Below are 26,278 nucleotides of genomic sequence, written 5' to 3' on the forward strand. Positions count from 1 at the left end.
TGGCCGATGTCTGTGCGGTCCGTGTCAGTACACCCGGAAGTTCGTGACGCTCGGGGTGTGAGGAAGGTCGGTGATGAGGGTGAACTCGACCTGGCCGGGGCCGGTTACGAGCCGGAGGTTGCCGACTACGGGGGCCGACCAGAAGAAGGGTTGCCAGGCGCCGAGGGAGGTGGACGCTCGGCCGGTCGCACCGGTGTCGAGGTTGCGCCATTGGACCGTGGGGGCCAGGGTGCACCAGGGAGCGGGGACGCCGAAGACCTTCAGCCAGCCTTTGAGTTGGAGGTCTACTGTGCCGGGGACGTCGCCGTCGGGGTAGACATTGCCGACCGCCCAGACGTCGCCGGAGCAGCCCGGGCCGTAGGCACCCGTGGTGGTGATAGGGAGCTCGACGGGGATGTAGTTCGAGGCTGCCGCGGGAGCACTGGTGGCGACGAGGGCGGCGACGACCGCGCCGGCGGCGAGGGAGAAATTGGCAAGTTTCCGGTGGGACATGTGAGCCTTTCCACTGCGATTGCTGCACGGGCGATTGCATGAGATGGCTTCGAATTCATTGTTGCATCGGCTAACCGGTTGCGGTCGTTACCCCGAGTTGCGTGCGCCCGATCCTCGCGCAGACTGGGCATGTGCACAGCGACCTCCCATCCCCAGGCGCGACGCGGGCCGTGGAGTATGTCGCCACACACTCTCAGGGGCGCGCGCTGGACTCCTCGATCCCGGTGACGGTGAACTTTCATCCCGATTGGCTGGTCGGAGACCGACTCGTCATCGAAGCCCTGGTCGATGACGGGTTCTACCGCTCGCAATTCGTCACAGGGACCAGCAACGGTGGTTTGACCGCGTATCCGGGTGGTGACCGCTGGCAGTGGGAGAGCCGGATGTTCGGCGGCGCCTACGACCGAGCGCCAGTCGAACATCGCCCGATCTACGGTGCGCTGAACTTCCGGCACTTGCCGTTCGGTGCCGCGCCGCGGTTCGGATCAGCACATTTGCGATTGACCACGACAGTGCTGGACCGCACCACATTCTGCTACCCGGACAGTCATCTGAACCCCTCGAATTTCGGCGTGGCATCCAGCATGGGTCTCATCGCACTGGCCGAGATGGCCGACACCGACCTGCTCGACACCTACATCGAGGCACACATCCACGGCCCGGTCCGACTCGATCGCGATGTCGAGGCGATCGTGCTCGACCCCAGCCACCGTGGCACCGGTATCGAGAGGGCCGCACGGCGCCTTCCGTGTGCCGTGGAGTGGCATCACGGATTTCACCTCGGTGTCAGTACTCTTCGCGAGCACCCTGATTACCGGGGAGTGCACTATGTGGACCTCGGTACGTCGATCGCGGTGAACGGCGTACTCGACGCCTCCGTGCTCGGACAGGCCGCGCAGTCAAGCGAATACGATGCTCAGTCGCTGAAGAAGGTCTGGCACTATCTCGCCCGCTTCGGAATGAACGGATCCGGAGAACACAACGCACCGCAACGCCGCGACCGGCCTTCCGCCGACTCGCTACCGGCCAGCGGGCAGTGACTCCCCAGCGACGATCAGCGGCCGGGCTGCCCCCGATTTCGGCGATGCCTTTCGCTGACACCCAGACCGCGATGCCGCCCACTTTGCATTATATTTCTTCACCTACCGGAAGGTAAAGTAATGTGGGGACGAGCGACCGGAAAGGTGTAGTCATACCGTGGTGACGCGAACCAAGGGCCGACCCTCTTCGGCGGCCGCCATTCTCGATACCGCTCTGCGATTGCTCGACGAGGGCGCCACCGTCTCGTTGGAATCGGTCGCGCACGGGGCCGGGCTCACCAAACCTGGTCTGATGTATCACTTTCCGACCAAGGCCGCGCTGATGGAAGCCCTGGTCGACCACGTCGTGGACACGCTCGAACAGGACCTGCTCACCCGTTTGCCGGTACCTGTCGACGAAGCGTCGGCGGCACAACGTATCGGCGCGTATCTGCGGTGGTCTCTGGGCTACGCACACCGACGATCGGATCTGGTGATGCTGAGCGATCCCAAACTGGCCGACCGGATGACTGCCCGGTGGACCGAAAGGTTCGACAAGTGGGTCGAGGTGCCCGCCGAGCTTCCGGCGCCGGAGCGGACCCGGTTGCATACCGCACGACTCCTTGCCGATGGAGCGTGGTTCGTCGGCGCGATCGACACCTTCCCGGTGCCCGCCGATGATCGCCCCGACTTGCTCCGATTCGCACTCGAACTTCTGGAAGGACCTACATCGTGACCTGGCTTCTGCTGGCCGCGGCCATCCTCAGCGAGGTGGCCGCATCGCTGTCGCTGAAAGGCTCGGAAACCGATCCGGCTCTGTACGCGGTCGTCGTCGTCGGCTACGTGGCGGCGTTCGTATTCCTCGCCGCGGTCCTCAAACGCGGTCTGGCACTGGGCGTCGCCTACGGCATCTGGGGTGCCAGTGGTGTCGCCTTGACCGCGGTGCTGTCGTCGTTGCTTTTCGACGAAGCATTCACCCTCGCGATGGGCGCGGGGCTCGCGCTGGTCATCGCCGGTGTCCTGCTCGTCGAAACCGGATCACACCCGGCCGCGGCTGCCGCTACCGAGACGAGCCGATGATGCAGTACCTGTTCTTGATCTGCGCCATCGTCTTCGAAGTCAGCGCGACCTTGTCACTGCGCGTTGCGGCCATGGGGCGCACCAAGTTCTACGCCGCAGTCGTCATCGGTTATCTCGCCGCGTTCCTGAGCCTGCTCGCCGGCCTGCGTCAAGGCCTGCCACTGGGCATCGCCTACGGCATCTGGGCAGCCTCCGGCGTTGCCCTCACGGCTGTCGCGTCGAAGTATCTTTTCGACGAACCGCTGACACGCCGAATGCTCGGCGGCATCGGCCTGATCGTGGCCGGTGTCCTACTCCTCGAACTCGGAGGCGGCCACTGACCATCCTCCGCATCGGCGGTACCGATGAGCGACTCTCCATTCTCCGCGAGACTGGCCGAGCAGCCCACCGGCCGTCCGAAATCGGTCGCTCAGGGGGCGGGGAGAGCCTTGTATGTACTGAGGATGCTGCGGATCGAGGGCGTGACGAACAGCTCTCGGTCCAAGGACACCCACAGGTACCCGGCGTGCGCCGAGAGGCGGATGGGGCTGGTGGCTTTCACATCGACGGCGAAGTGCAGACGTCGCACCGGTTTTCCGGCCGGGGACAGATAGTCGAAGTCGCCGACATGATGTCGGATGTCGGTGACGGTCAGGCCGGTTTCCTCGCGGACTCCCCGCACGAGCGCGGCGGACACCGATTCTCCGGGTCCCACCGTGGCGCCGGGAAGTTTGTGGGTGAGGCGGATGGGGCCGGTGCTGTTGACTTCCAATAGCAGCACTTCTCCGCCACGGTCGATGATCGCGCCGACGCGTAGCCCGAATCCATCGCGTTCGCCGCGCGGTAGGACCTCGTCGTACATAGGTATCGCCATCGGTGGATTCACCAACCTTCGGTCGGGCAGAGGAGCTGCGTGTCGTCGAAGCCACTCGGTGGTGGCTCCTTCTCAATTGTGCTCGGTGCCGGGCGCATCCGGCGACGAACGACGCCAAATATCTTCGCGAACGCGTCGAGATCTACGGCGGTGCCGCGCCGACTGTGCCCGGTACACCACAGGTAAAGGTAGTCACGAACCGTCCTCGAAAGGCTGCCCGTTTCCGCGAGGTCGTCGAACTGGCCCGATGGGCCGAAGACGTCGGTTACGACGCGTTCGGCGTCGGCGAGCGACACAATCCCGCGCTGCTGTCGTCGTCCCCCGCTGTCATCCTGTGCCATATCGCCGCGCGGACCCGCCGCATTCGGCTGGTGACCACCGTCGCGGTGCTCTCGCTGACCGATCCGGTGCGTTCGGCCGAGGACTACGCGACCCTCGACCATCTCAGCGACGGACGTCTCGACCTGATCATCGGCAAAGTCGGCGACGCGGTCGCCCCCTCGGTCTTCGGGATCGACCAGGCGGATCTGTGGGACCGGCTCGAAGAGGGCAACGAGCTGGTCCGCAGACTCTGGCGCGAAGAGGATGTGCACTGGCAGGGACGATTCCGGCCACCACTGTCCGGCGCGACGGTCGAACCTCATCCGCTGCAACAGCCCGCACCGCGCGTCTGGCACGGATCGGCCACCAGCCGTCGGTCCACCGAGTTGGCCGCGCGGTGGGGCGATCCCCTCTACTCCGCGAACGGCCTGGGACGCGATGAGACCTATCTCGACCTGGTACGCCACTACCGCGAACGTCTGGCCCACCACGGCCACGATGCCGACGCGGCCCTGATCGCGGTCGGGGTCCACTCCCCCATCATCACCGACCGATCCCAGGATGCCTTCGTCATCGCCCGGCCGATCTTCGAAGCGTCTGTGCGTGAACACTTCTCCGGCCGCGGCCGTTTTCCGTTCGACTCGCTCGAGGATTTCGTCGAGAACGGTTCGGCACTCGTCGGCACCGCAGAGCAGATCACCGAGAAACTGCTGCGCACGCAGGCGAAGTTCGGCAATCAGGTCTTCGGTGTCGGCGTCGAGGGCTTCTTCTCCACCTACACAACAGATCTCGCCACAACGAAGGGTTACCTCGAACGGTTCTTCGGCGAGGTCGCGCCGATCCTGCGCGCGGAGATACCCAACACGCTCTGGACGCCCGCACCGGAACCCGGCGATCTGCCGATCACCGCATGACCGAACCACCGTCGTCCCCAGACGCCGGGGAACCCAGGTTCCCGGCGACGTCCGCACAGGAGTGGAAGCTACTACGAACAGCAGAATCTGCTCGATGCCGAGCGCAGTTCCAGCGGTCAGCGCCAGTACCGAAGGGCCCGGGTCGAAACCCCGGTCCGGCGAGCCAATTCGCCGATACGCATTCGCATCCTTCGCGTGATCCATGCCATAACCGCTTGCCTCTGACATCGACGTCAGGCTCTAGCGTAGTCGAGGTCCCCCTCCGCGACGGAAGCTCCGGCAGCTCACCACCGGCTACCTGCCAGGAGCACGCACCGCGATCACACACGTCGCCGCGACTGATCCGAAAGAATATGTCACTCATGGTCATTCACCCCGGCACCGGCCTGGCCGATCCCGCACCCACACCGACCGTCACCGTCAAACCACTGAAGGTGCCCATATCCGGTCGTGGTGCAGACCTCGAAGTGAGGGTTTCCGCCCCGGTCACCGGCAAGGATCTACCGGTCGTGCTCTTCGCGCACGGGTTCGGCTCCAGCATGGACGGTTACGCGCCGCTGGTCGCTACTGGAGCTCGCACGGATTCGTGGTTATCCAACCGACGCATGTGGACTCGAAACGGATCGCCCTGGCAGCCGAGGATCCGCGCAAGCCACGACTGTGGCGTCACCGTGTGCAGGACATGAAGCGGATTCTCGACGATCTTTCCGTGTTGGCGGCATCGGTGCCTGGTCTGCACGGCCGAGTCGACCACGATCGGATCATCGCCGCAGGGCAACCTCACCAAAATCGTGCACGGCGCCTGGCTACCGCTGCTCATCGGTGTCATCGCGTTCACGGTGATGACCACCTGGGGACGCGGTCGCGACATCGTCACCGCGGCACGCGAGCAGCGTGAAGGTTCGCTGCAGGAATTCGTCGACGAACTCCGCGAGGGGAAACCGGAGACGGTCGAGGTCCCCGGCACGGCGATCTTCCTCAACCGGGGCAAGAAGACGACCCCGCTCGCCATGCGCGCCAATGTCGAGAACAACCACATCCGACACCAGCATGTCGCGATCGTGAGCATCACCACCGACCCGGTTCCCCGCGTCCCGTTCACCGAACGGCTCACCATCGACCACCTCGGACACGGCGACGACGGCATCATCCACGTCACCGCCGACGCCGCCGACTACTTCTCCCTACCCCGCGATCGCACCGTCATCATGGGCTCCCACATCGACGTCTGAGACTCCGGTCGTCGGCCGCACTGTTTCCCCGAAGCATGCCGGGGTAAGGCGCAGATCAGGCGTTGCGCGCATCCCGCGCCACGGCTGTCCGACGAAGACCGCTGTCACCGCCGAAAGGAATCACTTCATGGCAATCGCGACCGTCAATCCCGCCGACAACAGCACGGTCGAGGAGTTCGACGAGTTCACCGAGCAGCAAGTCGATGCCGCCGTCGAGGCCGCCGATACCGCGTACGCGTCGTGGCGTCACACGAAGAAATCCGAACGCGCCGCGATTCTGGGTCGAGCCGCGCAACTCTTGACCGACCGAGCAGACGAACTGGCGCCACTGCTGACGTTGGAAATGGGTAAGTTGATCGGCGAAAGCCGCGGCGAGGTCGCGCTGGCCTCGGCGATTTTGCAGTACTACGCGGACAACGGCGAGGCGATGCTCGCCGATGAGAGCATCGAAGTCGCCGACGGTTCGGCTATCGTGCGCACGGCACCGATCGGTGTATTGCTCGGCGTGATGCCATGGAATTTTCCGCTGTATCAAGTTGTCCGCTTCGCGGGGCCGAATCTCATGCTCGGCAACACGGTTCTGATCAAGCATGCCAGCAACTGCCCGCAGTCGGCGCTGGCGCTCGAACGGCTGTTCTCCGATGCCGGCGCTCCTGCGGGCGTCTACACCAATATCTTCGTCTCCGGCTCGAAGATCGCACGGATCATCGGCAATCCCACTGTCAAGGGGGTGTCCCTGACCGGTAGTGAGGCCGCCGGGGCGAGCGTGGGAGAACACGCAGGCAAGAATCTCAAGAAATCGGTACTCGAACTCGGTGGTAGCGATCCGTTCATCGTTCTCGACGACGGCGGCGACTTCCAACGGTTGATCGAAGGCGCGGCCACCGGACGCCTGGCCAATACCGGCCAGAGCTGCGTGGCGTCCAAGCGATTCTTCGTCGTGGACAGCCTCTACGAGCGTTTCGTCGATGGGCTCGCCCGAGCGTTTCACGGCTTGAAGCTCGGCGATCCGCAAGACCCGGCGACCACGCTGGGACCACTGTCGTCGGAACAGGCTGTCGAGGATCTCGGAGAGATCGTGCGAGACGCACTCGACCGGGGAGCATCAGCGCACGTGGGTGGTCATCGAGTCGACAGGCCCGGCGCCTATTTCGCAGCGACCGTGCTGACCGGCGTCACAGCGGACATGCGTGCTTTCAGTGAGGAATTGTTCGGTCCCGTCGCTGTCGTTCACCGAGTGCGGGATGCCGATGACGCCGTGCGGCAGGCCAACGCGTCCAGCTTCGGACTGGGCGCCACCGTCTTCTCCGGCGACGTCGATGCCGCGCGATCGGTCGCGGACCGACTCGACAGCGGCATGGTGTGGATCAACCATCCCACCGGGACCGTCCCCGAACTCCCGTTCGGTGGCGTCAAGCGATCCGGCTTCGGACGCGAACTCTCCCACTACGGAATCGGAGAGTTCGCCAACCACAAGCTCATTCGCACTGTCCCGGCGGAATCGAAGATCGCGGGAGCGGGCGGCTGACACCGGAACCGCAGCCGTCGTGGACCACCTCATCCCTCCGGACCGGCGCGAGCACCACGACCGGACGCTCTGCGTTCCAGGTGTCGATAGCCCCGGAAAACCGGCTGCGGGCCGATCCGGGTAGCGGCTCGCCAGCGTCGACAGGCCCGATGATGGCGTCGGCCTCGGGCAGGGTGTACTGGCTCAGGTCGGCGGATTCATCCCGATCCGTTCGGCGACCTGGGCGCGGTCGAGGGTCACGATCGTAGGCATCAGCGCCTCACGAACCACAGGACCACGGCCACGACGGCGAGCCCGCCCCAGATGATCCAGTAAATGGCCGGCGCGCCGACGACAGCCAGCACGGTCGCGGAAATGCTGAAGACGAACAGTTGGCTTGCTGTGCGCACTGAGTTCTCTCTTTGTGCTTAGTGTTGCAGAGGATAAAGGTCAACCAGTGCGCCGGAAAGCCATGATACAACCCACTTCAGCGGGTTGATCAACTAATCTTGTTGTTTCGCAACATATTTCATTCAGTGTTGCGATTCTACGCGGTTACGGTTTGTCGAATCCGGCCTCGGTGAACACCGCGCCTGCCTTGTCCGAGCCGATGAACTCGACGAACGCCGCGGCGGCAGCGGAGTTGGGTGCCTTGGCCAGCGGCGCGAGCGGATAGTCGTTGACTGCCTTGGTCGACTCGGGGAAGTCGATGCCTTCGACTTTCGCACCGGCGGCCCGCACATCGGTCCGGTAGACCAGGGCCGCGTCCACCTCACCCAAGGTCACCTTCGTCAGCACGGCCTTCACGTCGGATTCGCGAGTGTCGGGCTGCGGAGCGACGCCGGCGACCTCGAAGACGGTTTTCGCCGCAGCACCGCAGGGCACCTGTTCGGCGCACAGCGCGATCTTCGGCTCGGTCTTACCGAAATCCGCCAAACCGGTGATGCGGCCGGGATTGCCTGCGGGCACAGCGATCTCGAGGCGGTTACGCACGAACGTCACCGGTTCGGCGGTGACTTCACCGGCGTCGACGACCTGTTGCATGTTCTTCGGTGCGGCCGAGGCGAACACGTCGGCGGGCGCGCCCTGTTTGATCTGTTCGGCCAGCGCCGAGCTGGCGCCGAAGTTGTAGACCACCTTCACTCCGGGATGTGCTGCCTCGAATTGCTTGCCCAGTTCGGTGAAGGTCTCGGTCAGCGAGGCGGCGGCGAAGACGGTGACGGTCCCGGAGATCTTGTCCGCTGATGCGGGCTCGGTCGTCGTGTCGTTTCCACAGCCGGCCGCGGCCAGCGCTACGGCGCCGGCCATCGCGATGCCACGGACCATGCGAGTCATGTTCAACTTCATCAACTTTCAGCGGTTCCGGATGCAAGAACAAGGGGTGAGTTCGGACGGGGTCCGGCCGGGCGTCGGTCGTAGATCCAGCACGAAAGGCAGTCGCTGTTTCTGCGCGGTCACATCCGATCCACTCACCGGTTACAGCCACCTCTCCGCATATACGGTTACCCTAGTGAGATCAGACCTTAGATACGGAACTAACACCCCAATCGTACTTCAGCTGCAAAACATCGCACCTCGGTTCCGCCCAGCAGAGGTTCCGGGGCGCGAATAGCGGGGTGCGCCGCCCCCTCGGGGGTGCCGGTTCGACTCGTCAGCGCCGCCCGCACATCAGGCGGGATAGGTGTGGATCTCGGTCGCTTTCACCGAGGCCCACAACTGCGCCCCGCTGTGCAGCCGCAAATCCGCGACTGTGGCGGGGGTGACCTCCGCCAAGACCGCTGGGGCACCCTCGAGCCGGACACGGGTCGTGTGCGCATGCTGCTCGAGGCCGGTGACGGTCACCTGCCAGGTGTTTCGCGGACTTCCACTGGGGCGCTGCGGATACAGGCTCACCGCGGTGGGAGCGAACGACACGTGCACCGGGCCGTGCGCGGGTTCGGCGATGGTGAAGGCCGCGCCGTCGCCGAGATCGACCGCGGTGCCCGCGGCTGTGCCCTGATAGAGGTTGAGTCCGACCAGGTCGGCGACGTAGTCGGTGCGGGGGCGCCGCGCGACCTCACTCGGTGCGCCCTCTTGGACGATGACGCCGTTCTCGATGATGATCAGCCGATCGGCCAGAATCATCGCGTCGAAGGGATCGTGCGTGACCAGCACGGTATGCCCGGGATAGTCGCCGAGATGATGGGCCAGTTCGGAGCGGACCTGCAGCCGAGTCCCGGCGTCGAGTGCGGCCAGTGGCTCGTCGAGCAACAGCAGGGCAGGGTCGGTCACCAGGGCACGCGCCAGCGCGACTCGCTGGGCTTGACCGCCCGACAGCGCACGGGGTTTCGCGTGCAGGTGCCGACCGAGTCCGACTCGTTCGAGCCACGCGGTGGCCTCGGTCCTGGCCATGTTGCGGTGCTGTCCGCGAGCACGTAGCCCGAAGGCGACGTTGTCCTGGGCGCTCATATGCGCGAACAGGAGATAGTCCTGGAACACGACGCCGACTTCACGGCGTTCCGCCGGGACGAACCGGTCCGGCGGTGCGTCCCAGACGTGGTCGTCGAGAACGATCCGTCCGCCGTCCAAGGGTGTGAGTCCGGCCAATGCGCGCAGGGCGGTGGTCTTGCCCGCGCCGTTGGGGCCCAGGAGGGCGACGACCTCACCCGGTGCGACCTCGAAAGCGATGTCGAGGACGAAAGCCTCACGGACGACGCTGATTTCGGCGTTCAGGGTCACAGTGTGCCCCTCGTCCATCGGTCGCGCAGTGCGACGAGCACAGCCACCGAGACCGCGAGCAGCACGACACTGAGCACGATCGCGTCCTCGGGGTCGGTTTCCAGGGCGAGATACACCGCCAGCGGCATTGTCGTGGTCGTGCCGGGGAAGCTACCGGCGAAGGTGATCGTCGCACCGAACTCCCCGAGCGCGCGAGCCCAACACAGCACCGCGCCCGCGACGACGCCGGGCATCACCGAGGGCAGCGTCACCCTGCGAAAGGTCAGCCATCGAGACGCCCCGAGCGTGGCGGCGGCTTCCTCGTAACGCGGATCAGCGCCGCGCAACGCACCTTCCACCGAAATCACCAGGAACGGCATCGCGACGAACGCCTCGGCCACGATCACCCCGTAGGTGGTGAACGGCAGCGAAAAGCCGGTCCATTCGTAGAGGTACTGGCCGACCAAGCCGCGTCGGCCCAGTACCAACAGCAGCGCCACGCCGCCGACCACCGGCGGCAGCACCAGCGGCACCGTGACGAGCGCACGGACGAACCTGAGCCCGGGCACCTCGCCCCGCGCGAGCAACCACGCCAGTGGGATGCCGAGCACCAGGCACACCAGCGTCGCCGACGTGGCGCAGATCAGCGACAGCCGCAGCGCCTGCCAGACCTCGGGGCTGGTCAGCCGTTCCGGCAGGGTCCGCCACGGCGTGCGCCACAGCATGCCGATCAGCGGCAGGGTCAGAAAGACCAGACCACACACGGCGGGCGCCATGAGGATCAGCGGCCGCCGACCTCGCACGGCCCGACGTCGAGCGACCCGTGTCACAGGTTGCCGAATCCGGCCTCGGCGAAGACCGCGCGCACTGTACGAATCATGCTCGACCTCGTCAGCTTTCCGGCACTTCGACGACGACGTGGGTCGACTTGACCGAGGCCACCGCGATACTGCCCACCTCGAGACCGAGCTCGTCGACGGAATCGCGACTCATCAACGACACCAGCAGAAACGGCCCGGCCTGCATCTCGACCTGCGCCATCACGGTGTCCTTCACAATCCGCGTGACGATCCCGCGCATGCGATTGCGCGCGGAGGACGCGACCGTAACTCCCGGCCCCGGTGCCTCCGCATTGTTCTGCAGGAACTCCGCCAGCTCGCGACCGTCCACACCCTTGCGCCCGCTGTCGAGCTGGATCGCCGTGAGCCGACCCTGGTCGATATGCCGACGCACAGTGTCATCGCTGACACCCATCAAGGCCGCTACTTCGCTGATCCGCAGATTCGACACAAAGTGCAGCATATTCGCAGCACATGCGGAATGCGAGCGATGCCCGTCGTCTAGAGCGTCGCCCTGTGGGCCCGAATCGACCGACACGGTTGCGACCTCGCGACCGACCGGTCAGCCGGCGTAACCGATACGTCCGTGCTTACGAGCGCCCGGCGCAGGCTCTCCTCGCCGACAGCGCGGCACCAGTGAAGCGGCCGCAAGGAGGTGGCGGTGTGGACGGCTTCACCGGCCTGTACTCGCGCCCGCTGCAGCGGATTCATGAATGAGTTCTGTCAGGGCAGAACGCCCCTCGACAGCCGGTCATCGGCATACTCTGGAGTGATGGCACGGCCGCAGGAAAGTAGGACCGAGTTAGTTCTGGGCCCGTTGCTGCGTCACGTCGGCGAATGCGACGCCACCGTCTGGGTCGAGACGTCCGCACCGTGCACTGTCGAGGTCCTCGGCCACCACGAACACACCTGGACCATCGCCGGACACCATTACGCTCTCGTCCTGATCGAGGGACTGGCGGCCGGTTCGGTCACGCAGTACGAGGTCGGTCTCGACGGGGAGCGCGTCTGGCCGCTGCCCGACGCCCCGCACCCGTCTGTCATTCGCACGCTCCGAGGCGACGCGGAACTGACCCTCGCCTTCGGCTCGTGCCGATTCGCCACACCGACGGCGACGCAGGACGACGACAACTTCGACGCCGACGCTCTCGACGCGTTTGCGCGGCGAGTCATGCAATGCCCACCCGAAGATCTGCCCGACGCATTGGTCCTGCTCGGCGACCAGGTTTACGCCGATGAGCTGTCCCCGGAGATCCTCCGTCGCATCGACGAGTTGCACGACCTCGACCAACCCCCGGGCGCCCAGATCCGCAACTTCGAGGAGTACACGTGGCTCTATTCCGAGTCATGGTCGGACCCGCAGGTGCGCTGGCTGCTGTCCACGGTTCCGTCGTCGATGATCTTCGACGACCACGACGTCATCGACGACTGGAACACCTCGAGATCGTGGCGTGACGAGATCGAGGCCACCGACTGGTGGGAGGAACGCATCGTGGGCGCGATGTCGTCGTACTGGATCTACCAGCACCTGGGCAACCTCTCGCCCGCGGATCTGGCCGACAACGAGCTCTACCAGCGGATCCGATCCGAGGGCGGCGACTGCGCGGAGTTGCTCCGCGATTTCGCCTCCGCGGCAGACGAAGAAGCCGACGGCGCCAAGGGGGCACTATGGTCGTATCGTCGAGATCTCGGCACCACCCGGCTACTCGTGATCGATTCACGATGCGGACGCATACTCGGCGGCGGCACGCGGTCGATGGTCTCCGAGACCGAGTTCTCATGGATCGAACAACAGACCGAGGGCGACTACGACCACCTGTTGTTGGGGACCTCGCTCCCGTGGCTGCTGCCGCGCGCCCTCCACGACCTGGAGTCGTGGAATGAGCGCATGGCCTCAGGGGTGCGGGGCCGACGTATAGCCGGATGGTCCGAAAAATTGCGGCGCTCAGCGGATCTGGAACATTGGGCCGCCTTCCGAGATTCGTTCGAACGGCTCGCCCGGCTCATCGCCCGCGTCGGGCGCGGACAGTGCAGCGGCCCGGGAGGACGGGCGCCCGCCACGATCTGCGTGCTGTCCGGCGACGTTCACCACGCCTATGCCGCGCAAGCGAAGTACCCCGACACCGTGCGGTCCCGGGTCTACCAGCTGACATGTTCACCGATGCACAACTATGTGCCGACCGCCATGAAGGTGATCTTCCGGGTCTCGTGGAGTCGCGCCGCCGAACGGGTGACGCGTTTCCTCCTGAACCGGGTGTCCACCGTTCCCCCGGTGTCGGTCGAGTGGAGTCGGGTCACCGGGCCTTTCTTCGGCAACCAGATAGCGACGCTGCATCTGCGCGGTCGGACCAGCCGCTTCGTGCTGGAGCAGGTGAGCACCGACGGCGGCCGTCCGCATTTGGCGACGGTCGCGAACGTGCCGCTGTCGACCGAGACGGACGACTCGCCCCGAAGCGGCATACGCCGAGAGCCCTGAAGGACCCACCAACCTTCAGTTAAACTGAAGGCTATGGAGTCTTTGCCACCGTGTCGCGCGCCGGGCGCCTTCCCTCTCGTACGAGAAGAGGGGCGCTGCGCGTGAGCTTCCGCCATTACCTACGCCGACCTCCAGCCATCAGCGCCGTCGAGGCGGTGCGCCTCGTCGCGGAAGGCGCGGTCATCGTGGACGTCCGTCGCGAGTTCGAGTGGAATCGAGTGCACATCCCGGGTGCCGTGCATATGCCGCTCGAGGTACTCCCCGCGCTGTGCGTGGATCTCCCCGACGACCGTTTGCTCATCACCTTCTGCACCGGCGGCCTCCGCTCCGCGGGCGCGGCGAACCTTCTGGTCGAGAACGGCTTCGAAGCCGTCAACATGAGCCGTGGCCTAATCGACTGGCGCGCCGCCGGTGGGCCCCTCACCCCGTGAGAAGAGCGCCCGCGGCCGGAGCTCGGAGGACGGCGGTTCAGAGGGCGGTACCGCCACTGGCGTCGAGGGTTTGACCGGTGATCCATCGGGCGTCGTCGCTGACGAGGTAGGAGACGATGTCGGCGATGTCGGCGGGGTGGCCGACACGACCGAGGGCGACGTTGGACGAGGCTTCGCGCTGACCCTCGGGATTGTCGATGAGCCAGGCGTTCATATCCGTGACTACATAGCCGGGGGCGACAGCGTTGACGGTGATTCCGCGCGGACCGAGGGTCTGGGCCAGGACGCGGGTGAAGCTGTCGATGGCGCCTTTGGTCATGGTGTAGGCCAGGATGTCGGGGAACGCCATCCGCGTGACGGCAGAGGACAGATTCACGACGCGGCCGCCGTCGCGAAGCCGGTCGAGGGCGCCTTGCACCAGGAAGAACGGAGCGCGGACGTTGGTGGCGAAGAGAGTGTCGAATTCCGCGGCCGTCATAGTGTCGACGCCTTTCATCACGGTCATGCCCGCGTTGTTGACCAGGATGTCCAGGCCCACGGGGGCGTCGTGATCGGCGAAGCCCGCGTCCACGTCCTCCAGCAGGGTGTCGAAGTCGGTGGAGCCCAGGTCGCCACGAACCGCGAAAGCTCGGCCACCGACTGCCTCGATCCCGGCGACCACGTCCTTGGCCGCAGCCTCGTTCTGACCGAAATGCACTGCTACCAGCACACCGTCTCGAGCCAGTCGTTCAGCGATGGCACGCCCGATGCCCCGGCTCGCACCGGTGACCAGGGCCGTTTTGGTTGTGGGGGTTTCGGTTTCGCTCATGCAAGCTATTCAACGGACACGCCCCTTCGATGTCCGGCTGGATTCGGACATGGCATTCAGAGGCGACCTCGGAGCGACCTGCTGGTCAGTATTCGCGGCCCGGCCCGGTGTCACGCTCGCTCGATCCACGCTCGGTCGAGATCGGCTGATGCGTGCCGAAGCGTCGACAAATGCCGCCATCAGCGAGCACGGCGACATCGGACCGGCCTGATCGATCTGATTTCCGTTCGCTCCCATCCTGGGATCCGGCACCGCGCGGTCGTACATTGAGTAGGAGGACGTGACGCAGGTCACGACGCAACAAGGAGGAGGCGCGGGATGCCGGACCAGGATTGCTTCGACTATGTGATCGTGGGCGCCGGTAGCGCGGGCTGCGTGCTGGCCGATCGGCTGAGCGCGCGGACGGGGGTATCGGTGCTGCTGCTGGAGGCGGGCGGCGAGGACGACGCGGACGAGATCCATATTCCCGCGGCCTTCTCCAGCCTGTTCAAGACCAGGTGGGACTGGAACTACCAGACCACCGAGCAGAAGCACATGGACGGGCGCAAGGCGTATTGGCCGAGGATGAAGGCGCTCGGCGGCTGCTCGTCGATGAACGCCATGATCTACATCCGCGGCAACCGCGCCGACTACGACGGCTGGCGCGACCAGCACGGTGCGACCGGCTGGGGCTACGACGATGTGCTGCCCTACTTCCGTCGCGCGGAATCCAACACCCGCTTCGATGACGACTTCCACGGCACACAGGGCCCGCTCCACGTCGAGGACCGGCGCTACACCCACGAACTCACCGACGCCTGGGTCCAGGGCGCCGTCGCCTCCGGACTCAAGCCGAACGACGATTTCAACGGCGCGACGCAGGAGGGGGTGGGCAGGTACCAGGTCACCTGTAAGAACGGTCGCCGCTGGTCCACTGCCGACGGGTATCTACGCCCCGCGCTCGACCGCCCGAATCTGACCGTGCGCACCCACTGCTTCGTGACGAAGGTGCTGCTGCGCGGCACCACGGCGACGGGCGTGACCTACCGGCGCGACGGCGTCGAGCACACCGCCCACGCCGCACGCGAGGTGATCCTGTCCGGCGGCGCGATCAATTCGCCTCAGCTGCTGATGCTCTCGGGTATCGGACCGGCCGCGCACCTGCGCGAATTCGGCATCGACGTGGTCGCGGACCTGCCCGGCGTCGGCGAGAACCTGCACGACCATCCGGTGGTCCCGCTGCTGTGGTACACCAAGGGCACCTCGGACCTGTCCGACTACGTCAATCCGGCACGCCTGGTGCAGTGGCAGCTGGCCGGCCGCGGGCCGTTGACCTCCAACGTCGGCGAGGGCGGCGGCTTCTTCACCTCCCGCGACGAACTCGCCGCGCCCGACATCCAGATCCATGTCGCGCCGACCGGCTTCTACGACAACGGCTTCCACGAGCCGATCGCGCCCATGTTCACGGCGGGGGTCACCTTGGTCGACGTCGCGAGCCGGGGCAGGCTGCGTTTGCGGTCGGCGGATCCGGTGTGGAAACCGGAGATGGATCCCGGCTACTTCTCCGATCCGATCGATTTGCGCGCGACCATCACGGGAGCGCGGCGCGTCATCGAGATCTCCCAGGCGAGCGCGATCGGCAAATTCCTGGACCGGCCCTTCCTGCCGGATCGGATCGCAGGCGTCACCGACGACGATCTGGCCGACCACATCCGGGCCACAGCCCAGACGCTGTACCACCCGGTCAGCACATGCGCGATGGGCAGCGGCGAGCAGTCGGTGGTCGATACCGCGCTGCGGGTCAACGGGTTCGACGGTCTGCGCGTCGTCGACGCCTCGGTGATGCCCGCGATCACCCGGGGCAACACCAACGCGCCCACCATCATGATCGCGGAGAAGGCCGCCGACCTGATCCTCGGCCGCACCGCACTGAACCGACAAGCCCAGGAGAAGTGACATGACCTCAGCACCCGAAACCTCGGCACCGGAAACCTCGGTGCCCACCCTCGCGGTCGCCACTTTCGATTCCCTCGACCCCGCCACCGGCGACGTCGTCGGCACCTACCCGATCGATGACGCCGAGCGGGTGAACGCCGCCGTCGCCGCGGCGAGGGACGCTGCGGACTGGTGGGCGGGGCTCGGCTTCGCCGAACGCGGAAAACGGCTGCGCGCCTGGGCCGGTGTCATCACCCGGCGCATCAACCAACTGGCCGACGTGGTGCATGCCGAGACGGGTAAACCGCATTCGGACGCGGCACTGGAGGTCGCGTTGGTCCTCGACCACATCTCCTGGGCGGCCAAACACGCCCCGAAGGTGCTCGGCCGCAAGCGGGTCTCGACCGGACTGGTGATGTCGGATCACTCGGCGTCGGTGGAGTACCGGCCGATGGGCGTCGTCGGGGTGATCGGACCGTGGAACTATCCGGTGTTCACCCCGCTCGGTTCCATCACCTACGCGCTGGCCGCGGGCAACGCGGTGATCTTCAAACCGAGCGAGTACACCCCCGGCGTCGGCGCGTGGCTGGTCGACGCCTTCGCCCAGGTGGTTCCGGAAAAGCCGGTGCTGCAACTGATCACCGGATTCGGCGCGACCGGTGAGGCGCTGTGCCGTTCCGGGGTCGACAAGCTCGCGTTCACCGGATCGCCCGCCACCGGCCGCAAGATCATGCACGCCTGTGCCGACACCCTCACCCCCGTGGTGATCGAGGGCGGCGGCAAGGACGCCCTGCTCGTGGACGCCGATGCCGATATCGCCAAGGCCGCCGACGCCGCGGTCTGGGGCGGGATGGCGAATGCCGGACAGACCTGCGTCGGCGTCGAGCGGGTCTACGTGCACGAGCGGGTCTACGACGAATTCCTCGGCAAGCTCACGGAATTGGTCGAACCGCTGCGGGCCGGCTCGGACGCGGCCGCCAAGATCGGCCCGATGACCATGCCGAGCCAGCCCGATGTGGTCCGCCGTCATATCGCCGACGCGCTCGAACGCGGCGGACGCGCGATCATCGGCGGCCTCGGCGCGGTGGGCGAGCGGTTCGTGCAGCCGACGGTCCTCGTCGACGTGCCCAGCGATTCGCTGGCCAATACCGACGAGACCTTCGGCCCCACCCTCACCGTCGCCAAGGTCGCGAATATGGACGAAGCGGTGCGGTTGGCGAACGATTCCCGGTACGGACTCGGGGCTACCGTCTTCTCCAAGAAGCGCGGCAAGGAACTGGCCCGGCGCCTCCGGTCCGGGATGACGGCGGTCAATTCCGTCATCGCTTTCGCCGCGATCCCCTCGCTGCCCTTCGGCGGGATCGGCGAATCCGGTTTCGGCCGCATCCACGGCCCCGACGGGCTGCGCGAATTCACCTACGCCAAGGCGGTCGCCAGCAGGCGGATGCCCGGCCTGATGAATCTGACCAGTTTCGCGCGCACCGCGGCCGACGACAAGAGACTCACCACGTTGGCCAACCTGCTGCACGGGCGCGGCTGAGCGGAGCTCGGCGACATAGTCGTACGGGCTCGGGCCCACGATCCCGGCCATCGTCGGCGTCGTGGGATCGACCGGCCGAATATCGGGTGCCCCCAACCAGTTTCGGAGTCTGCGTGTAGCTTCTGCGCCATGATTGCCGATGCACGTAGCTTCACCGCGGGCCAGGTTTCCCGCGCGGAAATCCTGGCCGCCATCGACGGTTTCCGGGAGGAATACAAGGCCGAGCAGATCGCCGAAGCCCTCGACGAGATCCAGGACTACAACGCCGACATCCTCCACGTGGCAGGGGATCTGCACATCGAGGGAGATCTGGACCTGGGCACCGAAGGCGCGCTGCTGCTGATCGTCGACGGCAACCTCCGGGTCGACGGCGCGTACACCGACCAGGACGACCCGGAAACGTATCTGCTGGTCACCGGCGACATGCACGCCCGGGACGTGGTCACGGCGGGGTGGCTGGAAGTACACGGCGATCTACATGTCGGCAGGCTCATCGGCGACTACAACGACTGCAGCGCCTACATCGGCGGCGATGTCCTGGCCGACCTCTTCTACGGCGAAGAGCACTTCTTCACAATCGAAGGCGAGCTGGATGCCGAGGTGGTCATCGGACGGCCGCGGCTGATGATCGACGACGAACCGGACGGAATCGACCTCGATGATCCGAGACTGCTCGAGCACTTCGACCGGGCGCTGCTGCGAACTGTCGAGGACACGGCGGACGACGGCACCCCGATCATCGAAGTCGACGGCCTCGAGAATTTCCGTGAGGTGAAACGCTTGGTGATGGAGGGAGCTCCACTCAAGACTCCCCCGATCCTCCCCTCGACCTCGCGTTCGTGACTGCCGAGAATCCGCTGGTGCCGACGGGGACGTGGTAGGCCGAGCGATAGGCATGGACGATGGGCTGCTCGTGCGGATTGCGATCAACTCGAGCTGGACCGCTCACCGACGAGCCCGATGTGATTAACGTCGAGCACGTGGATCTGAGACTGCAGGGAAAGCGCGCGATCGTCACCGGCGCCAGCAAGGGAATCGGGCTCGCCATCGCGCGCGGGCTCACCGCCGAAGGCGTCGACGTCGTGCTCGCGGCGCGCTCGCCGCAACCGCTGCAGGCCGCGGCCGACGACATCGGCCGGAATTCGGGGCGGCGGGTGATCGCGGTACCGACCGACACCGGCGACGACGCGCAGGTCCAGCATCTCGTCGCGCGGACGGTCGAGGAACTCGGTGGTGTCGACATCCTGGTGAACTCCGCGGCCACCCCGTGGAGTGCGGGCGCGAACACCGATCTGCAGGCCACCACCGACGACATCGTGCGACGCGAGATCGAGATCAAGGTGCTCGGCTATCTACGCACCGCACGGGCCGTCGCGCCGCATTTCGTCGCGCAGGGATGGGGGCGCATTATCAATATCAGCGGATTGGGTGCGCGGCAAGCGAATTCGATCGGCCAGACCATCCGCAACGTCAGCGTGTCGGCGCTGACCAAGAACCTCGCCGACGAACTCGGTCCGCACGGCGTCAACGTCACGGTCGTGCATCCCGGACTCACCCGCACCGAGCGGCTCGATGACCGACTCCGCACGCAAGCCGAACAGGACGGCGTCGACATCGCGACCCTCGAGGACGAACTGGCCAAGAACTCGCTGCGCCGGGTGATCGACGCCAGCGAGGTCGCCGATGTCGTGACCTTCCTCGCCTCCCCACGCAGCATCGCCATCACCGGCGACGCCGTCGCGGCAGGCGGCGGCGTGCCCGGACCGGTCTTCTACTGACGGCCCGGCCGCCCCACCCCCAGCTCGGCAGCGGCTCGGCTGTCCGTCAGTACTCACAGATGTCGTCGGACTGTTCTCCGAACTCTTTACGCCTCGGATATCGTTGTGCGCCAAGCGAACCAGCTGGAGAATTCGGCGACGAGACCGGGCTCGCCGTGTATGCGGAAACGGCCCGCGCGGAAAGCCTCATCGAGGCTGGAGGTCCCGACCACCAAGCGGTGCAACTCACTGAGTTCAGTGGTAACCCACAGATCGGTGTCGTACCCGGGGTGGCGCAAGCAGGCGCTGACATCGTGCTGAGCGAGTACCAGCCAGCCGAGTTCCTCGGCCCCACCGGGACTGTCGAGGATGAACTCGATCGATACACGCTGGGCGGGAAGGTGTTCGGTGCGAACGAGCTGCCGCAATCGCCACAGTGCCCACCCGGTGTCGAGTTGCTCGGGCCGAGGGTCCCCGAAATGCCATCGGCGCGCCCAATCACCGAGCTGCCATATCAAGGGTTCGAGCGCGGTACCGGCCTGGGTGAGCCGATACTCGGGTCGCCCGTCGGCGTCGGTCATCCGGGATACCAGCCCGATGCCCTGCAATCGACGTAGCCGGGTAGACAGCAGGGTGCGGCTGATGCCGGGCAGCCCGCGATGAATGTCGTTGAACCGATGCGACCCGAGCAACAGCTCGCGCACCAGCGGCAGGGTCCAGCGATCTCCGACCACATCGACCCCTGCCGATACCGGACAATATTCGGGTCCGTGTCGCATACACACCTCGGTCCATTTCTTGTACCGGCCATGAGGTTACCGCCGCGGCAGGGTGATGCCATGACTACCGCTGCCGACCATTACGACCACTTACTCGCCGAGCACTACACGTGGATGTCGGGTGGTGATCTCGACGCGACCGTGGCGGCGCAGGCCGATCTCCTGCGTCGGCTGGGGTTGCAGGTTGTCGGCGACGGTCCGTCGGTAGCGGTGGACCTGGGCTGCGGCCCTGGCCCGCAGACACTGGGCCTCCTGCGACTCGGCTACACGTCGGTGACCGCCATCGATACCAGTGCCGCTCTCCTGAACGAGCTGCGAGACCACGCCGGTCGCCATGCCGTGGGTCACTCGATCCGCACCGTCCAGGCCGATCTCCGTGATGCCCTGCCCCGCCTCGTCGATCCCGGCACGGTCACCGCCGTGGTGTGCATGGGTGACACCCTGCCTCATCTGCCGAACCGGGCCGACGTGCGGCAACTGATCACCGACGTCGCTGGGGCCCTGCACCTGGGCGGGAGTTTCGTGGTCACCTACCGCGACCTGACCGAGGAACGGCGCGGCCTGGACCGCTTCGTTCCGGTCCGCGAGACCGACGACCGGATACTCACTTGCTTTCTCGACTACATCGATGAGAGCACGGTGATGGTTCACGACCTCCTCCATACCCGCCATGCGGGCGCCTGGCAGCTGACCACCGGTTGTTACCCGAAACTTCGCCTGCCGCAGCAGTGGCTGATAGACCAGTGCCACCGTGCGGGTCTCGCCGTACGCCATTGCGAGACGACCTCTTCCGGCCTGAACGTCCTGCACGCTGTCCGCGACTGACGATCTCGGTCCGCGGTAGACGCCACTCGACTGACGCCCGAAATCGGCACCAACCGAAGCGCGACGACTCAGTTGGCGTCGGAAGCAGACTCCTCGGTGGAAGGATCGGTGATGCGCCGTCGATCGGGGCGGAAGCCGTGTTCGACGCCCCAGAGCACGGCTTGTGAGCGGCTGGTCACGCCGATGCGGCGGTAGCAGTTGCGGATGTAGGTCTTGACCGAATTGATCGACAGGTGCGCCCGGTCGGCGATGTCGGCGTTGCTCAATCCTTGGGTGATCAATGCCAGCACCTCGGCTTCGCGTTGGGTCAGCCCTTCCTCGCGCCCGGGCCAATCGCCGCCGATCACCTTGGCAGTGCTCGGCGCACCACCGTGCACAGCTGGCCCACCCCGGTGTATCGATTCGATCGCGGCGACCAGTTGCCCGGCGGGCAAGCCCTTACTCACGTAGCCGTGGGCCCCGTTGGCCAAAGCCGCCGCCACCAGTGAATCCTCCAGATTCCACGAGTAGACGACAACCTTGTCGACCAGCGGGTTCATCGAGAGCTTGCGCACCTGGTCCCGATCTCCCTGGGGATTGGCGAACGAGTCGTAGAGGGCGATGTCCACCCGGTCGCTGACAGGTGTATTGGCATTCAGTTCCACGATTTCGACGCGATCGTGATAGCTGCGCAGCATCGCGGCCAGGCCTTGAACCACGACCTCATAGTCATCGATCAAGGCCAGCCGTAGGGGACGCATAACGTCATCTTACCGGCGGTGAATACACCCTTAAGGGTGAAGACAGCCACCTTGGGGGTGAATAGGCTTTCGACGTTGTGCCATGTCGAGAGTGGCCGCACACCTTCTCGCGGGCGGGCAGTGGGCCACCGCGCCAGCGTTTCCGGGTCGGTGATCGGCTCCGGGATAGACGAGGTCGAGCGGTAGGCGCAACAGAGAACGAAGTTGTCTCGGCGCGCCGATCGACCGCATACCGTGGGCCTATCGACGCGCCATCCGTTGAAAGGAAGTCGTAGTGATCACCCTGGGAGTCATCCTGCTGGTCCTCGGTCTGCTCATAGGCATCCCGATCCTGTGGTACGTAGGCATCGTGCTGTTGGTGGTCGGTGCGATTCTGGCCTTGGTAGGAAGTTCCGGGCGCGTCGTGGGCGGCCGCAAACACTGGTACTGACCATGGCTACCAGCTCAGACCATCCCCGTCGGGACGATACGGCGGGCTGGACTTCATGGCGCGACCCGGTCCGCCTCGGAGAAACCGTCAATCCGGCACCACCACAAGGAGAAACCGAGATGGGTCTGCACGACAAGTTCGAGAACAAGGCCGAGGAACTCGAGGGCCGCACCAAGGAAGCCGCCGGTGCGGTGACCGGAGACGACGATCTGAAGAACGAGGGCAAAGCCGATCAGGCGTCCTCCGCCCTGAAGCAGAAGGGCGAAAAGATCAAGGACAAGACCAACGAGATCGTCGGCAAGATCGTCAGCGACGACTGAACGACCACGTGGGCCGGCCTCCGACGATCAACGCGGAGGCCGGCCCATTGTGCGCCGAGCCGAGTGTCCCAGCCGCGCACCGGAATTCGCCTCGACCTGGCCGACAGACAGCCGAACTGAGCCCACGCTGGAGAAATTCATGCCCTACACGCTCATCTACTCCAGCCAGGCCACTTTCGTCCTGAGCGACGAGGAGATCTCTGTCCTGCTGGACCGTGCCCGCGAACTCAACGCGGCCGACGATGTCACCGGTCTGCTCGTCTACGTGCGCTTCGACGGTGATCGCGCAGCATTCGTGCAAGTCCTGGAGGGCGAGGAGAACGCGGTCGAGCGAACTTATGCCCGGATCCAGCGCGATGAACTCCACACCGATCTGCTCGTACTGGCTCGCGCCGGGATCCAGCAACGCCGTTTTTCCCAGTGGTCGATGAAGTTCATTCGTATGGAACAGGCCGACTTACAGCACGTGTTCACAGGATCGAAGCCTGCCGACGAGAGAAGTCCGCTCGCTGATCGCGCCGAGGCGGAGCGGGTCATCGCAGCCGCGAGCCCGGCAGACCAGCCGTAGGACCTGAAAGAGCGCGAACCGCCGCGTCTACGGTTCGAAAGCACCCGGTGGCCGGGTACTCGCGTCGACACCGGTGCGACCGCGCCCTCGCATAACCGAGCATTCGACGCCGTCGCGATGAGAGCACCGGTCGCTGTCACGATGAGCAGCATTGCGAGGGTTCGGGTATCAGCGGCGCCAGGTTCGAGACCAGGACGGCGCATGCGAACAACGCTGCGGTCCTGCGGTATCGCCGGATGCCGACGCCAGAAGCCGGAGTCAGACCGATCCATCTCCCGCTGATTTTAGAGGGGACTTTCTACTCTATTTGCTTTACGGTAGCTGTGTTCAGATTGCGAGTCCGAGAAGCGCTCCGAACCGCAGCATGTCAGGTGGTCAGATGATCGGTACCGCGCAGGATTTCACTGTTTGCCGAACAAGCGAATCCGAGGCGGATGGTCGACCCGTCCGGGGCTCCCCGGCCTTACGCGATATCTCGCTCACCCTCCCACCCTTGCTGTGCGCGCACAGCACAAGACCAAAGGCAAGACACCCCATGAATGTGCAGATCTCGGGTTCGGCAGGTGCACAGTGGTTCACCCGTACCGCGGCGTACGTCGGGCTCGCCCGTCGACCTCGACACGCGGCCGCCGGCACGGCCATCGGCTATGTGCGTACCGACTTGTCCGGCCCCGACCGGTCACAGTGTGAATCGCTGATCCGCACCGCCGCAGCCGATCTCGGTTATGACCTTCTCGGAACCCTGGTCTTCGCGGCGACACCGCTGAACCAGCTGCAGACCTTGGCCGCAGAGTTCGCCGTCGACGCGGTGTTGTGTCCCTCATTCGACTACCTCGACGGCCAGGTTCCCACCGAACTGCTGACGGTCACCGACGTGATCGTTGTCGACCCGCCTATCACCTACTGCCGCAGAGATCCTCAGATCCTGGACTGACCATCCCGATGCGGCGAGTTCGTTCGGTCGCTGCTCATATCGTCGCGATCGCAGCCGCGGTCATGAACACCGACCACGGGGGGTGCTTTCAGCCGACCAACAACCGAAGTGACAACATCGAACTCGCGTCTCGTCACACCGCTCGGATTCGCAACCACCGCGCCGACGCGAAAAAAACCAACATTCGTTGCCCTGTCGAGGAGAAGCTCAATGCGCGCACGTCGCTTGTCTCGTCGCTTCCCGACCGTGGCGGCCGCGGTCCTGCTCACGGTGACCGGGTGCGTCTCCACCGCGTCGGCCTCGCCGGTGGCCGGAGACCGGCGACCGAACGTGGTGATGATCCTGGCCGACGACCTGGACGCGGTAACCACCCCGGTGTGGCGGGCGATGCCGCGCACCGCGGCACTGATCCGTGACCGCGGCGTGGAGTTCACCGACGGCTTCGCGCCGATGCCGATCTGCTGCGCGGCCCGCGCTTCCATCCTGACCGGCGAATACGGGCACAACACCGGTGTCCTCACCAACGCAGGCGAGGTCGGTGGCTTCGACACCTTCCGCGCGGGCGGCAACGAATCCCACACCATCGCCACCACCCTGCACGACGCCGGATACCGCACCGGCATGGCCGGGAAGTATCTCAACGGCCTCGAACACGACCCCGGCCACATCCCGCCCGGCTGGGACGACTGGAACGCCGGAGTCGACAACTTCCTGTACTCCGGCTACAACTACACCCTCAACGAAAACGGGACCCGCGTGAAATACGGTGTGGCACCGGCTGATTACCAAACCGACGTGATCCGCGCCAAGTCCGAGCGGTTCCTCACCGACGCCGCCGCCTCCGGGCAGCCGTTCTTCTGGTACGCCGCCTCCACCTCCCCCCACTTCCCGATCCCGCCCGCACCCCGCCACCTGCCCGGCACCGAGCCCACCCCCGCCCCGCGGTCACCGAACTATCAAGAACCCGACGTGTCCGACAAACCCTCATGGCTGATCGACACCGCCGACGCGAGGGCCGCGACCATCGCCGCGACCAACGACATCGACTACACCAACCGCCTCGGCGCTCTCAAATCACTCGACGAAATGATCGCCGGAATCGTCGAAACCCTCGAAAGAACCGGCGAACTCGACAACACCTACCTGATCTTCACCTCCGACAACGGCTACAGCCTCGGCGCCCACCGCCTCACCCAGAAAATGGCCCCCTACGAAGAATCCCTGCGAGTGCCCCTCGCGATCAGCGGCCCCGGCATCCGCCCCGGACGCAGCGACGCCATGGCCCTGTCGATCGACCTCGCACCCACCCTCTACAACTGGGCGGACATCCCCATCCCCGACCAGGTCGACGGCCGGTCCCTGACCCCCGTACTGTCCGGCGACACCCTCGGCTGGCGCACCGATTTCGCCGCCGAATACGGTGGCAACGGCGACAACGGCCGCAACGGAATCGCCCAGGAACAAATCCCCGGCACCGACACCCCCGTCATGTACGCACTCGACATGCCGTCTTGGAGCGCCGTGCGCAACCGGCGGTACCTCTACGTACGCTGGTACGAGCGAGAACGACCCCTCGACCAGCGCGAATACGAACTCTACGACCTACAGGCCGACCCCTACCAACTCACCAACCTCATCAAAACCCCCCAAGGCCGCGCGGCCCACGCCGACATCGTCACCGACCTCGACCACCGCCTCGGTGAACTGTCCACCTGCACCGGACGCTCCTGCCGGTGACAACCTCACCGACACAGACCCCACCGCCGTCGCGCAGGGTCGCCCGGTAAGCCTCGTCGCGGCCC

29 protein-coding genes and 1 pseudogene are annotated in these 26,278 nt (G+C 65.6%); 19 read left to right on the forward strand and 11 right to left on the reverse strand.

Translation table 11 applies throughout. The features are described 5' to 3' along the window. Positions 1 to 24: 24 nt before the first annotated feature. A complete protein-coding gene (locus tag QX204_RS16925; protein ID WP_301907837.1) occupies positions 25 to 492 on the reverse strand; it encodes a hypothetical protein in 468 nt (155 codons plus the stop codon). A 170-nt stretch (positions 493 to 662) separates the two neighbouring features. On the opposite strand from QX204_RS16925, the gene QX204_RS16930 reads away from it, so the two are divergent. The 4 genes from QX204_RS16930 to QX204_RS16945 all read left to right on the forward strand — a co-directional run bounded on the left by QX204_RS16930 (position 663) and on the right by QX204_RS16945 (position 2,911). Next, positions 663 to 1,532, forward strand: coding sequence for a DUF3626 domain-containing protein (locus QX204_RS16930; RefSeq protein ID WP_301907838.1), 870 nt, complete (start codon positions 663 to 665; stop codon positions 1,530 to 1,532). 160 nt (positions 1,533 to 1,692) lie between these two features. After that, on the forward strand, positions 1,693 to 2,247 hold the full coding sequence (locus QX204_RS16935) for a TetR/AcrR family transcriptional regulator (RefSeq protein ID WP_301907839.1): 555 nt from the start codon (positions 1,693 to 1,695) through the stop codon (positions 2,245 to 2,247). After that, on the forward strand, positions 2,244 to 2,591 hold the full coding sequence (locus QX204_RS16940; RefSeq protein ID WP_301907840.1) for a DMT family transporter: 348 nt from the start codon (positions 2,244 to 2,246) through the stop codon (positions 2,589 to 2,591). Before QX204_RS16935 ends, QX204_RS16940 begins: the two co-directional genes overlap by 4 nt. Further along, on the forward strand, positions 2,591 to 2,911 hold the full coding sequence (locus QX204_RS16945) for a DMT family transporter (RefSeq protein ID WP_301907841.1): 321 nt from the start codon (positions 2,591 to 2,593) through the stop codon (positions 2,909 to 2,911). The genes QX204_RS16940 and QX204_RS16945 overlap by 1 nt, the downstream gene beginning before the upstream one ends. An 89-nt stretch (positions 2,912 to 3,000) precedes the next feature. On the opposite strand, the gene QX204_RS16950 is transcribed toward QX204_RS16945, so the two are convergent. Then, positions 3,001 to 3,444: an NUDIX hydrolase gene (locus QX204_RS16950; protein ID WP_301907842.1), complete on the reverse strand. Its 444-nt coding sequence runs from the start codon at positions 3,442 to 3,444 to the stop codon at positions 3,001 to 3,003. A 2-nt stretch (positions 3,445 to 3,446) separates the two neighbouring features. On the opposite strand from QX204_RS16950, the gene QX204_RS16955 reads away from it, so the two are divergent. Continuing rightward, a complete protein-coding gene (locus QX204_RS16955) occupies positions 3,447 to 4,679 on the forward strand; it encodes an LLM class flavin-dependent oxidoreductase (RefSeq protein WP_301907843.1) in 1,233 nt (410 codons plus the stop codon). A gap of 116 nt (positions 4,680 to 4,795) precedes the next feature. On the opposite strand, the gene QX204_RS34465 is transcribed toward QX204_RS16955, so the two are convergent. Continuing rightward, positions 4,796 to 4,888 carry a MerR family DNA-binding transcriptional regulator gene (locus QX204_RS34465; RefSeq protein ID WP_367620197.1) on the reverse strand — a complete coding sequence of 31 codons (93 nt, stop codon included), beginning with the start codon at positions 4,886 to 4,888 and terminating at the stop codon, positions 4,796 to 4,798. A gap of 567 nt (positions 4,889 to 5,455) precedes the next feature. Between QX204_RS34465 and QX204_RS16960 the strand changes: the two are divergent. Both QX204_RS16960 and QX204_RS16965 read left to right on the forward strand, forming a co-directional pair. Beyond that, a pseudogene (locus QX204_RS16960) lies at positions 5,456 to 5,911 on the forward strand (KUP/HAK/KT family potassium transporter); the annotation flags it as partial. Between the two features lie 127 nt (positions 5,912 to 6,038). Further along, entirely contained in the window at positions 6,039 to 7,439 is a 1,401-nt protein-coding gene (locus tag QX204_RS16965) for an NAD-dependent succinate-semialdehyde dehydrogenase (RefSeq protein ID WP_301907844.1), read from the forward strand. A gap of 251 nt (positions 7,440 to 7,690) precedes the next feature. Here QX204_RS16965 and QX204_RS16970 read toward each other — a convergent pair whose 3' ends face one another. The 5 genes from QX204_RS16970 to QX204_RS16990 form a co-directional block, all read right to left on the reverse strand. Then, positions 7,691 to 7,828 carry a hypothetical protein gene (locus QX204_RS16970; protein WP_301907845.1) on the reverse strand — a complete coding sequence of 46 codons (138 nt, stop codon included), beginning with the start codon at positions 7,826 to 7,828 and terminating at the stop codon, positions 7,691 to 7,693. A gap of 145 nt (positions 7,829 to 7,973) precedes the next feature. Beyond that, positions 7,974 to 8,753 (reverse strand): molybdate ABC transporter substrate-binding protein, encoded by a 780-nt coding sequence (gene modA, locus QX204_RS16975; RefSeq protein WP_301907846.1) that lies wholly within the window; start codon positions 8,751 to 8,753, stop codon positions 7,974 to 7,976. Between the two features lie 333 nt (positions 8,754 to 9,086). Further along, positions 9,087 to 10,136 (reverse strand): ABC transporter ATP-binding protein, encoded by a 1,050-nt coding sequence (locus tag QX204_RS16980; RefSeq protein ID WP_301907847.1) that lies wholly within the window; start codon positions 10,134 to 10,136, stop codon positions 9,087 to 9,089. After that, complete coding sequence (modB, locus tag QX204_RS16985) at positions 10,133 to 10,891, reverse strand: molybdate ABC transporter permease subunit (RefSeq protein WP_301907848.1); 759 nt, start codon at positions 10,889 to 10,891, stop codon at positions 10,133 to 10,135. Before modB ends, QX204_RS16980 begins: the two co-directional genes overlap by 4 nt. A 115-nt stretch (positions 10,892 to 11,006) precedes the next feature. Beyond that, complete coding sequence (locus tag QX204_RS16990; RefSeq protein WP_301907849.1) at positions 11,007 to 11,405, reverse strand: TOBE domain-containing protein; 399 nt, start codon at positions 11,403 to 11,405, stop codon at positions 11,007 to 11,009. Between the two features lie 321 nt (positions 11,406 to 11,726). On the opposite strand from QX204_RS16990, the gene QX204_RS16995 reads away from it, so the two are divergent. Both QX204_RS16995 and QX204_RS17000 read left to right on the forward strand, forming a co-directional pair. Next, positions 11,727 to 13,430, forward strand: coding sequence for an alkaline phosphatase D family protein (locus QX204_RS16995; RefSeq protein ID WP_301907850.1), 1,704 nt, complete (start codon positions 11,727 to 11,729; stop codon positions 13,428 to 13,430). Between the two features lie 101 nt (positions 13,431 to 13,531). Then, positions 13,532 to 13,861 (forward strand): rhodanese-like domain-containing protein, encoded by a 330-nt coding sequence (locus QX204_RS17000; protein WP_301907851.1) that lies wholly within the window; start codon positions 13,532 to 13,534, stop codon positions 13,859 to 13,861. A gap of 37 nt (positions 13,862 to 13,898) precedes the next feature. Here QX204_RS17000 and QX204_RS17005 read toward each other — a convergent pair whose 3' ends face one another. Then, the gene (locus QX204_RS17005; protein ID WP_301907852.1) at positions 13,899 to 14,669 is read right to left on the reverse strand and encodes an SDR family oxidoreductase; all 771 of its coding nucleotides are present in this window, start codon (positions 14,667 to 14,669) and stop codon (positions 13,899 to 13,901) included. Positions 14,670 to 14,987: 318 nt separating this feature from the next. On the opposite strand from QX204_RS17005, the gene QX204_RS17010 reads away from it, so the two are divergent. The 4 genes from QX204_RS17010 to QX204_RS17025 all read left to right on the forward strand — a co-directional run bounded on the left by QX204_RS17010 (position 14,988) and on the right by QX204_RS17025 (position 19,901). Next, positions 14,988 to 16,604 carry a GMC family oxidoreductase gene (locus QX204_RS17010; RefSeq protein WP_301907853.1) on the forward strand — a complete coding sequence of 539 codons (1,617 nt, stop codon included), beginning with the start codon at positions 14,988 to 14,990 and terminating at the stop codon, positions 16,602 to 16,604. A gap of 1 nt (position 16,605) precedes the next feature. Continuing rightward, positions 16,606 to 18,123: an aldehyde dehydrogenase family protein gene (locus tag QX204_RS17015; protein WP_301907854.1), complete on the forward strand. Its 1,518-nt coding sequence runs from the start codon at positions 16,606 to 16,608 to the stop codon at positions 18,121 to 18,123. Between the two features lie 129 nt (positions 18,124 to 18,252). Beyond that, complete coding sequence (locus QX204_RS17020; RefSeq protein ID WP_301907855.1) at positions 18,253 to 18,966, forward strand: hypothetical protein; 714 nt, start codon at positions 18,253 to 18,255, stop codon at positions 18,964 to 18,966. A gap of 137 nt (positions 18,967 to 19,103) precedes the next feature. Beyond that, positions 19,104 to 19,901, forward strand: a complete 798-nt coding sequence (locus tag QX204_RS17025; RefSeq protein ID WP_301907856.1) for an SDR family NAD(P)-dependent oxidoreductase — start codon at positions 19,104 to 19,106, stop codon at positions 19,899 to 19,901. Positions 19,902 to 19,987: 86 nt separating this feature from the next. Here QX204_RS17025 and QX204_RS17030 read toward each other — a convergent pair whose 3' ends face one another. Next, positions 19,988 to 20,614: a winged helix-turn-helix transcriptional regulator gene (locus QX204_RS17030; RefSeq protein WP_301907857.1), complete on the reverse strand. Its 627-nt coding sequence runs from the start codon at positions 20,612 to 20,614 to the stop codon at positions 19,988 to 19,990. Positions 20,615 to 20,719: 105 nt separating this feature from the next. Between QX204_RS17030 and QX204_RS17035 the strand changes: the two genes are divergently transcribed. Further along, positions 20,720 to 21,484, forward strand: coding sequence for a class I SAM-dependent methyltransferase (locus tag QX204_RS17035; protein WP_301907858.1), 765 nt, complete (start codon positions 20,720 to 20,722; stop codon positions 21,482 to 21,484). 68 nt (positions 21,485 to 21,552) lie between these two features. On the opposite strand, the gene QX204_RS17040 is transcribed toward QX204_RS17035, so the two are convergent. Further along, positions 21,553 to 22,224 (reverse strand): response regulator transcription factor, encoded by a 672-nt coding sequence (locus tag QX204_RS17040; RefSeq protein WP_301907859.1) that lies wholly within the window; start codon positions 22,222 to 22,224, stop codon positions 21,553 to 21,555. A gap of 274 nt (positions 22,225 to 22,498) precedes the next feature. Here QX204_RS17040 and QX204_RS17045 point away from each other — a divergent pair, with 274 nt between their 5' ends. The 5 genes from QX204_RS17045 (at position 22,499) to QX204_RS17065 (ending at position 26,213) form a co-directional block, all read left to right on the forward strand. After that, positions 22,499 to 22,654 carry a DUF6131 family protein gene (locus QX204_RS17045; protein WP_301907860.1) on the forward strand — a complete coding sequence of 52 codons (156 nt, stop codon included), beginning with the start codon at positions 22,499 to 22,501 and terminating at the stop codon, positions 22,652 to 22,654. A 119-nt stretch (positions 22,655 to 22,773) separates the two neighbouring features. Further along, entirely contained in the window at positions 22,774 to 22,974 is a 201-nt protein-coding gene (locus QX204_RS17050; protein WP_301907861.1) for a CsbD family protein, read from the forward strand. A gap of 139 nt (positions 22,975 to 23,113) precedes the next feature. After that, positions 23,114 to 23,542 carry a BLUF domain-containing protein gene (locus QX204_RS17055; RefSeq protein WP_301907862.1) on the forward strand — a complete coding sequence of 143 codons (429 nt, stop codon included), beginning with the start codon at positions 23,114 to 23,116 and terminating at the stop codon, positions 23,540 to 23,542. 535 nt (positions 23,543 to 24,077) lie between these two features. After that, positions 24,078 to 24,476, forward strand: a complete 399-nt coding sequence (locus QX204_RS17060) for a hypothetical protein (RefSeq protein WP_301907863.1) — start codon at positions 24,078 to 24,080, stop codon at positions 24,474 to 24,476. Between the two features lie 210 nt (positions 24,477 to 24,686). After that, positions 24,687 to 26,213 carry a sulfatase family protein gene (locus QX204_RS17065; RefSeq protein WP_301907864.1) on the forward strand — a complete coding sequence of 509 codons (1,527 nt, stop codon included), beginning with the start codon at positions 24,687 to 24,689 and terminating at the stop codon, positions 26,211 to 26,213. Positions 26,214 to 26,278: the final 65 nt, after the last annotated feature.

Source organism: Nocardia sp. PE-7, assembly GCF_030486425.1.
Classification (GTDB): domain Bacteria; phylum Actinomycetota; class Actinomycetes; order Mycobacteriales; family Mycobacteriaceae; genus Nocardia; species Nocardia salmonicida_A.

Coding starts and splice junctions, on each gene's coding strand:
- QX204_RS16925 (WP_301907837.1), bottom strand. CDS start 492: ATGTCCCACCGGAAACTTGCCAATTTCTCCCTCGCCGCCGGCGCGGTC.
- QX204_RS16945 (WP_301907841.1), top strand. CDS start 2,591: ATGCAGTACCTGTTCTTGATCTGCGCCATCGTCTTCGAAGTCAGCGCG.
- QX204_RS16950 (WP_301907842.1), bottom strand. CDS start 3,444: ATGGCGATACCTATGTACGACGAGGTCCTACCGCGCGGCGAACGCGAT.
- QX204_RS34465 (WP_367620197.1), bottom strand. CDS start 4,888: ATGGCATGGATCACGCGAAGGATGCGAATGCGTATCGGCGAATTGGCT.
- QX204_RS16965 (WP_301907844.1), top strand. CDS start 6,039: ATGGCAATCGCGACCGTCAATCCCGCCGACAACAGCACGGTCGAGGAG.
- modA (WP_301907846.1), bottom strand. CDS start 8,753: ATGACTCGCATGGTCCGTGGCATCGCGATGGCCGGCGCCGTAGCGCTG.
- modB (WP_301907848.1), bottom strand. CDS start 10,891: ATGGCGCCCGCCGTGTGTGGTCTGGTCTTTCTGACCCTGCCGCTGATC.
- QX204_RS16995 (WP_301907850.1), top strand. CDS start 11,727: ATGGCACGGCCGCAGGAAAGTAGGACCGAGTTAGTTCTGGGCCCGTTG.
- QX204_RS17005 (WP_301907852.1), bottom strand. CDS start 14,669: ATGAGCGAAACCGAAACCCCCACAACCAAAACGGCCCTGGTCACCGGT.
- QX204_RS17010 (WP_301907853.1), top strand. CDS start 14,988: ATGCCGGACCAGGATTGCTTCGACTATGTGATCGTGGGCGCCGGTAGC.
- QX204_RS17015 (WP_301907854.1), top strand. CDS start 16,606: ATGACCTCAGCACCCGAAACCTCGGCACCGGAAACCTCGGTGCCCACC.
- QX204_RS17020 (WP_301907855.1), top strand. CDS start 18,253: ATGATTGCCGATGCACGTAGCTTCACCGCGGGCCAGGTTTCCCGCGCG.
- QX204_RS17035 (WP_301907858.1), top strand. CDS start 20,720: ATGACTACCGCTGCCGACCATTACGACCACTTACTCGCCGAGCACTAC.
- QX204_RS17040 (WP_301907859.1), bottom strand. CDS start 22,224: ATGCGTCCCCTACGGCTGGCCTTGATCGATGACTATGAGGTCGTGGTT.
- QX204_RS17050 (WP_301907861.1), top strand. CDS start 22,774: ATGGGTCTGCACGACAAGTTCGAGAACAAGGCCGAGGAACTCGAGGGC.
- QX204_RS17055 (WP_301907862.1), top strand. CDS start 23,114: ATGCCCTACACGCTCATCTACTCCAGCCAGGCCACTTTCGTCCTGAGC.
- QX204_RS17060 (WP_301907863.1), top strand. CDS start 24,078: ATGAATGTGCAGATCTCGGGTTCGGCAGGTGCACAGTGGTTCACCCGT.
- QX204_RS17065 (WP_301907864.1), top strand. CDS start 24,687: ATGCGCGCACGTCGCTTGTCTCGTCGCTTCCCGACCGTGGCGGCCGCG.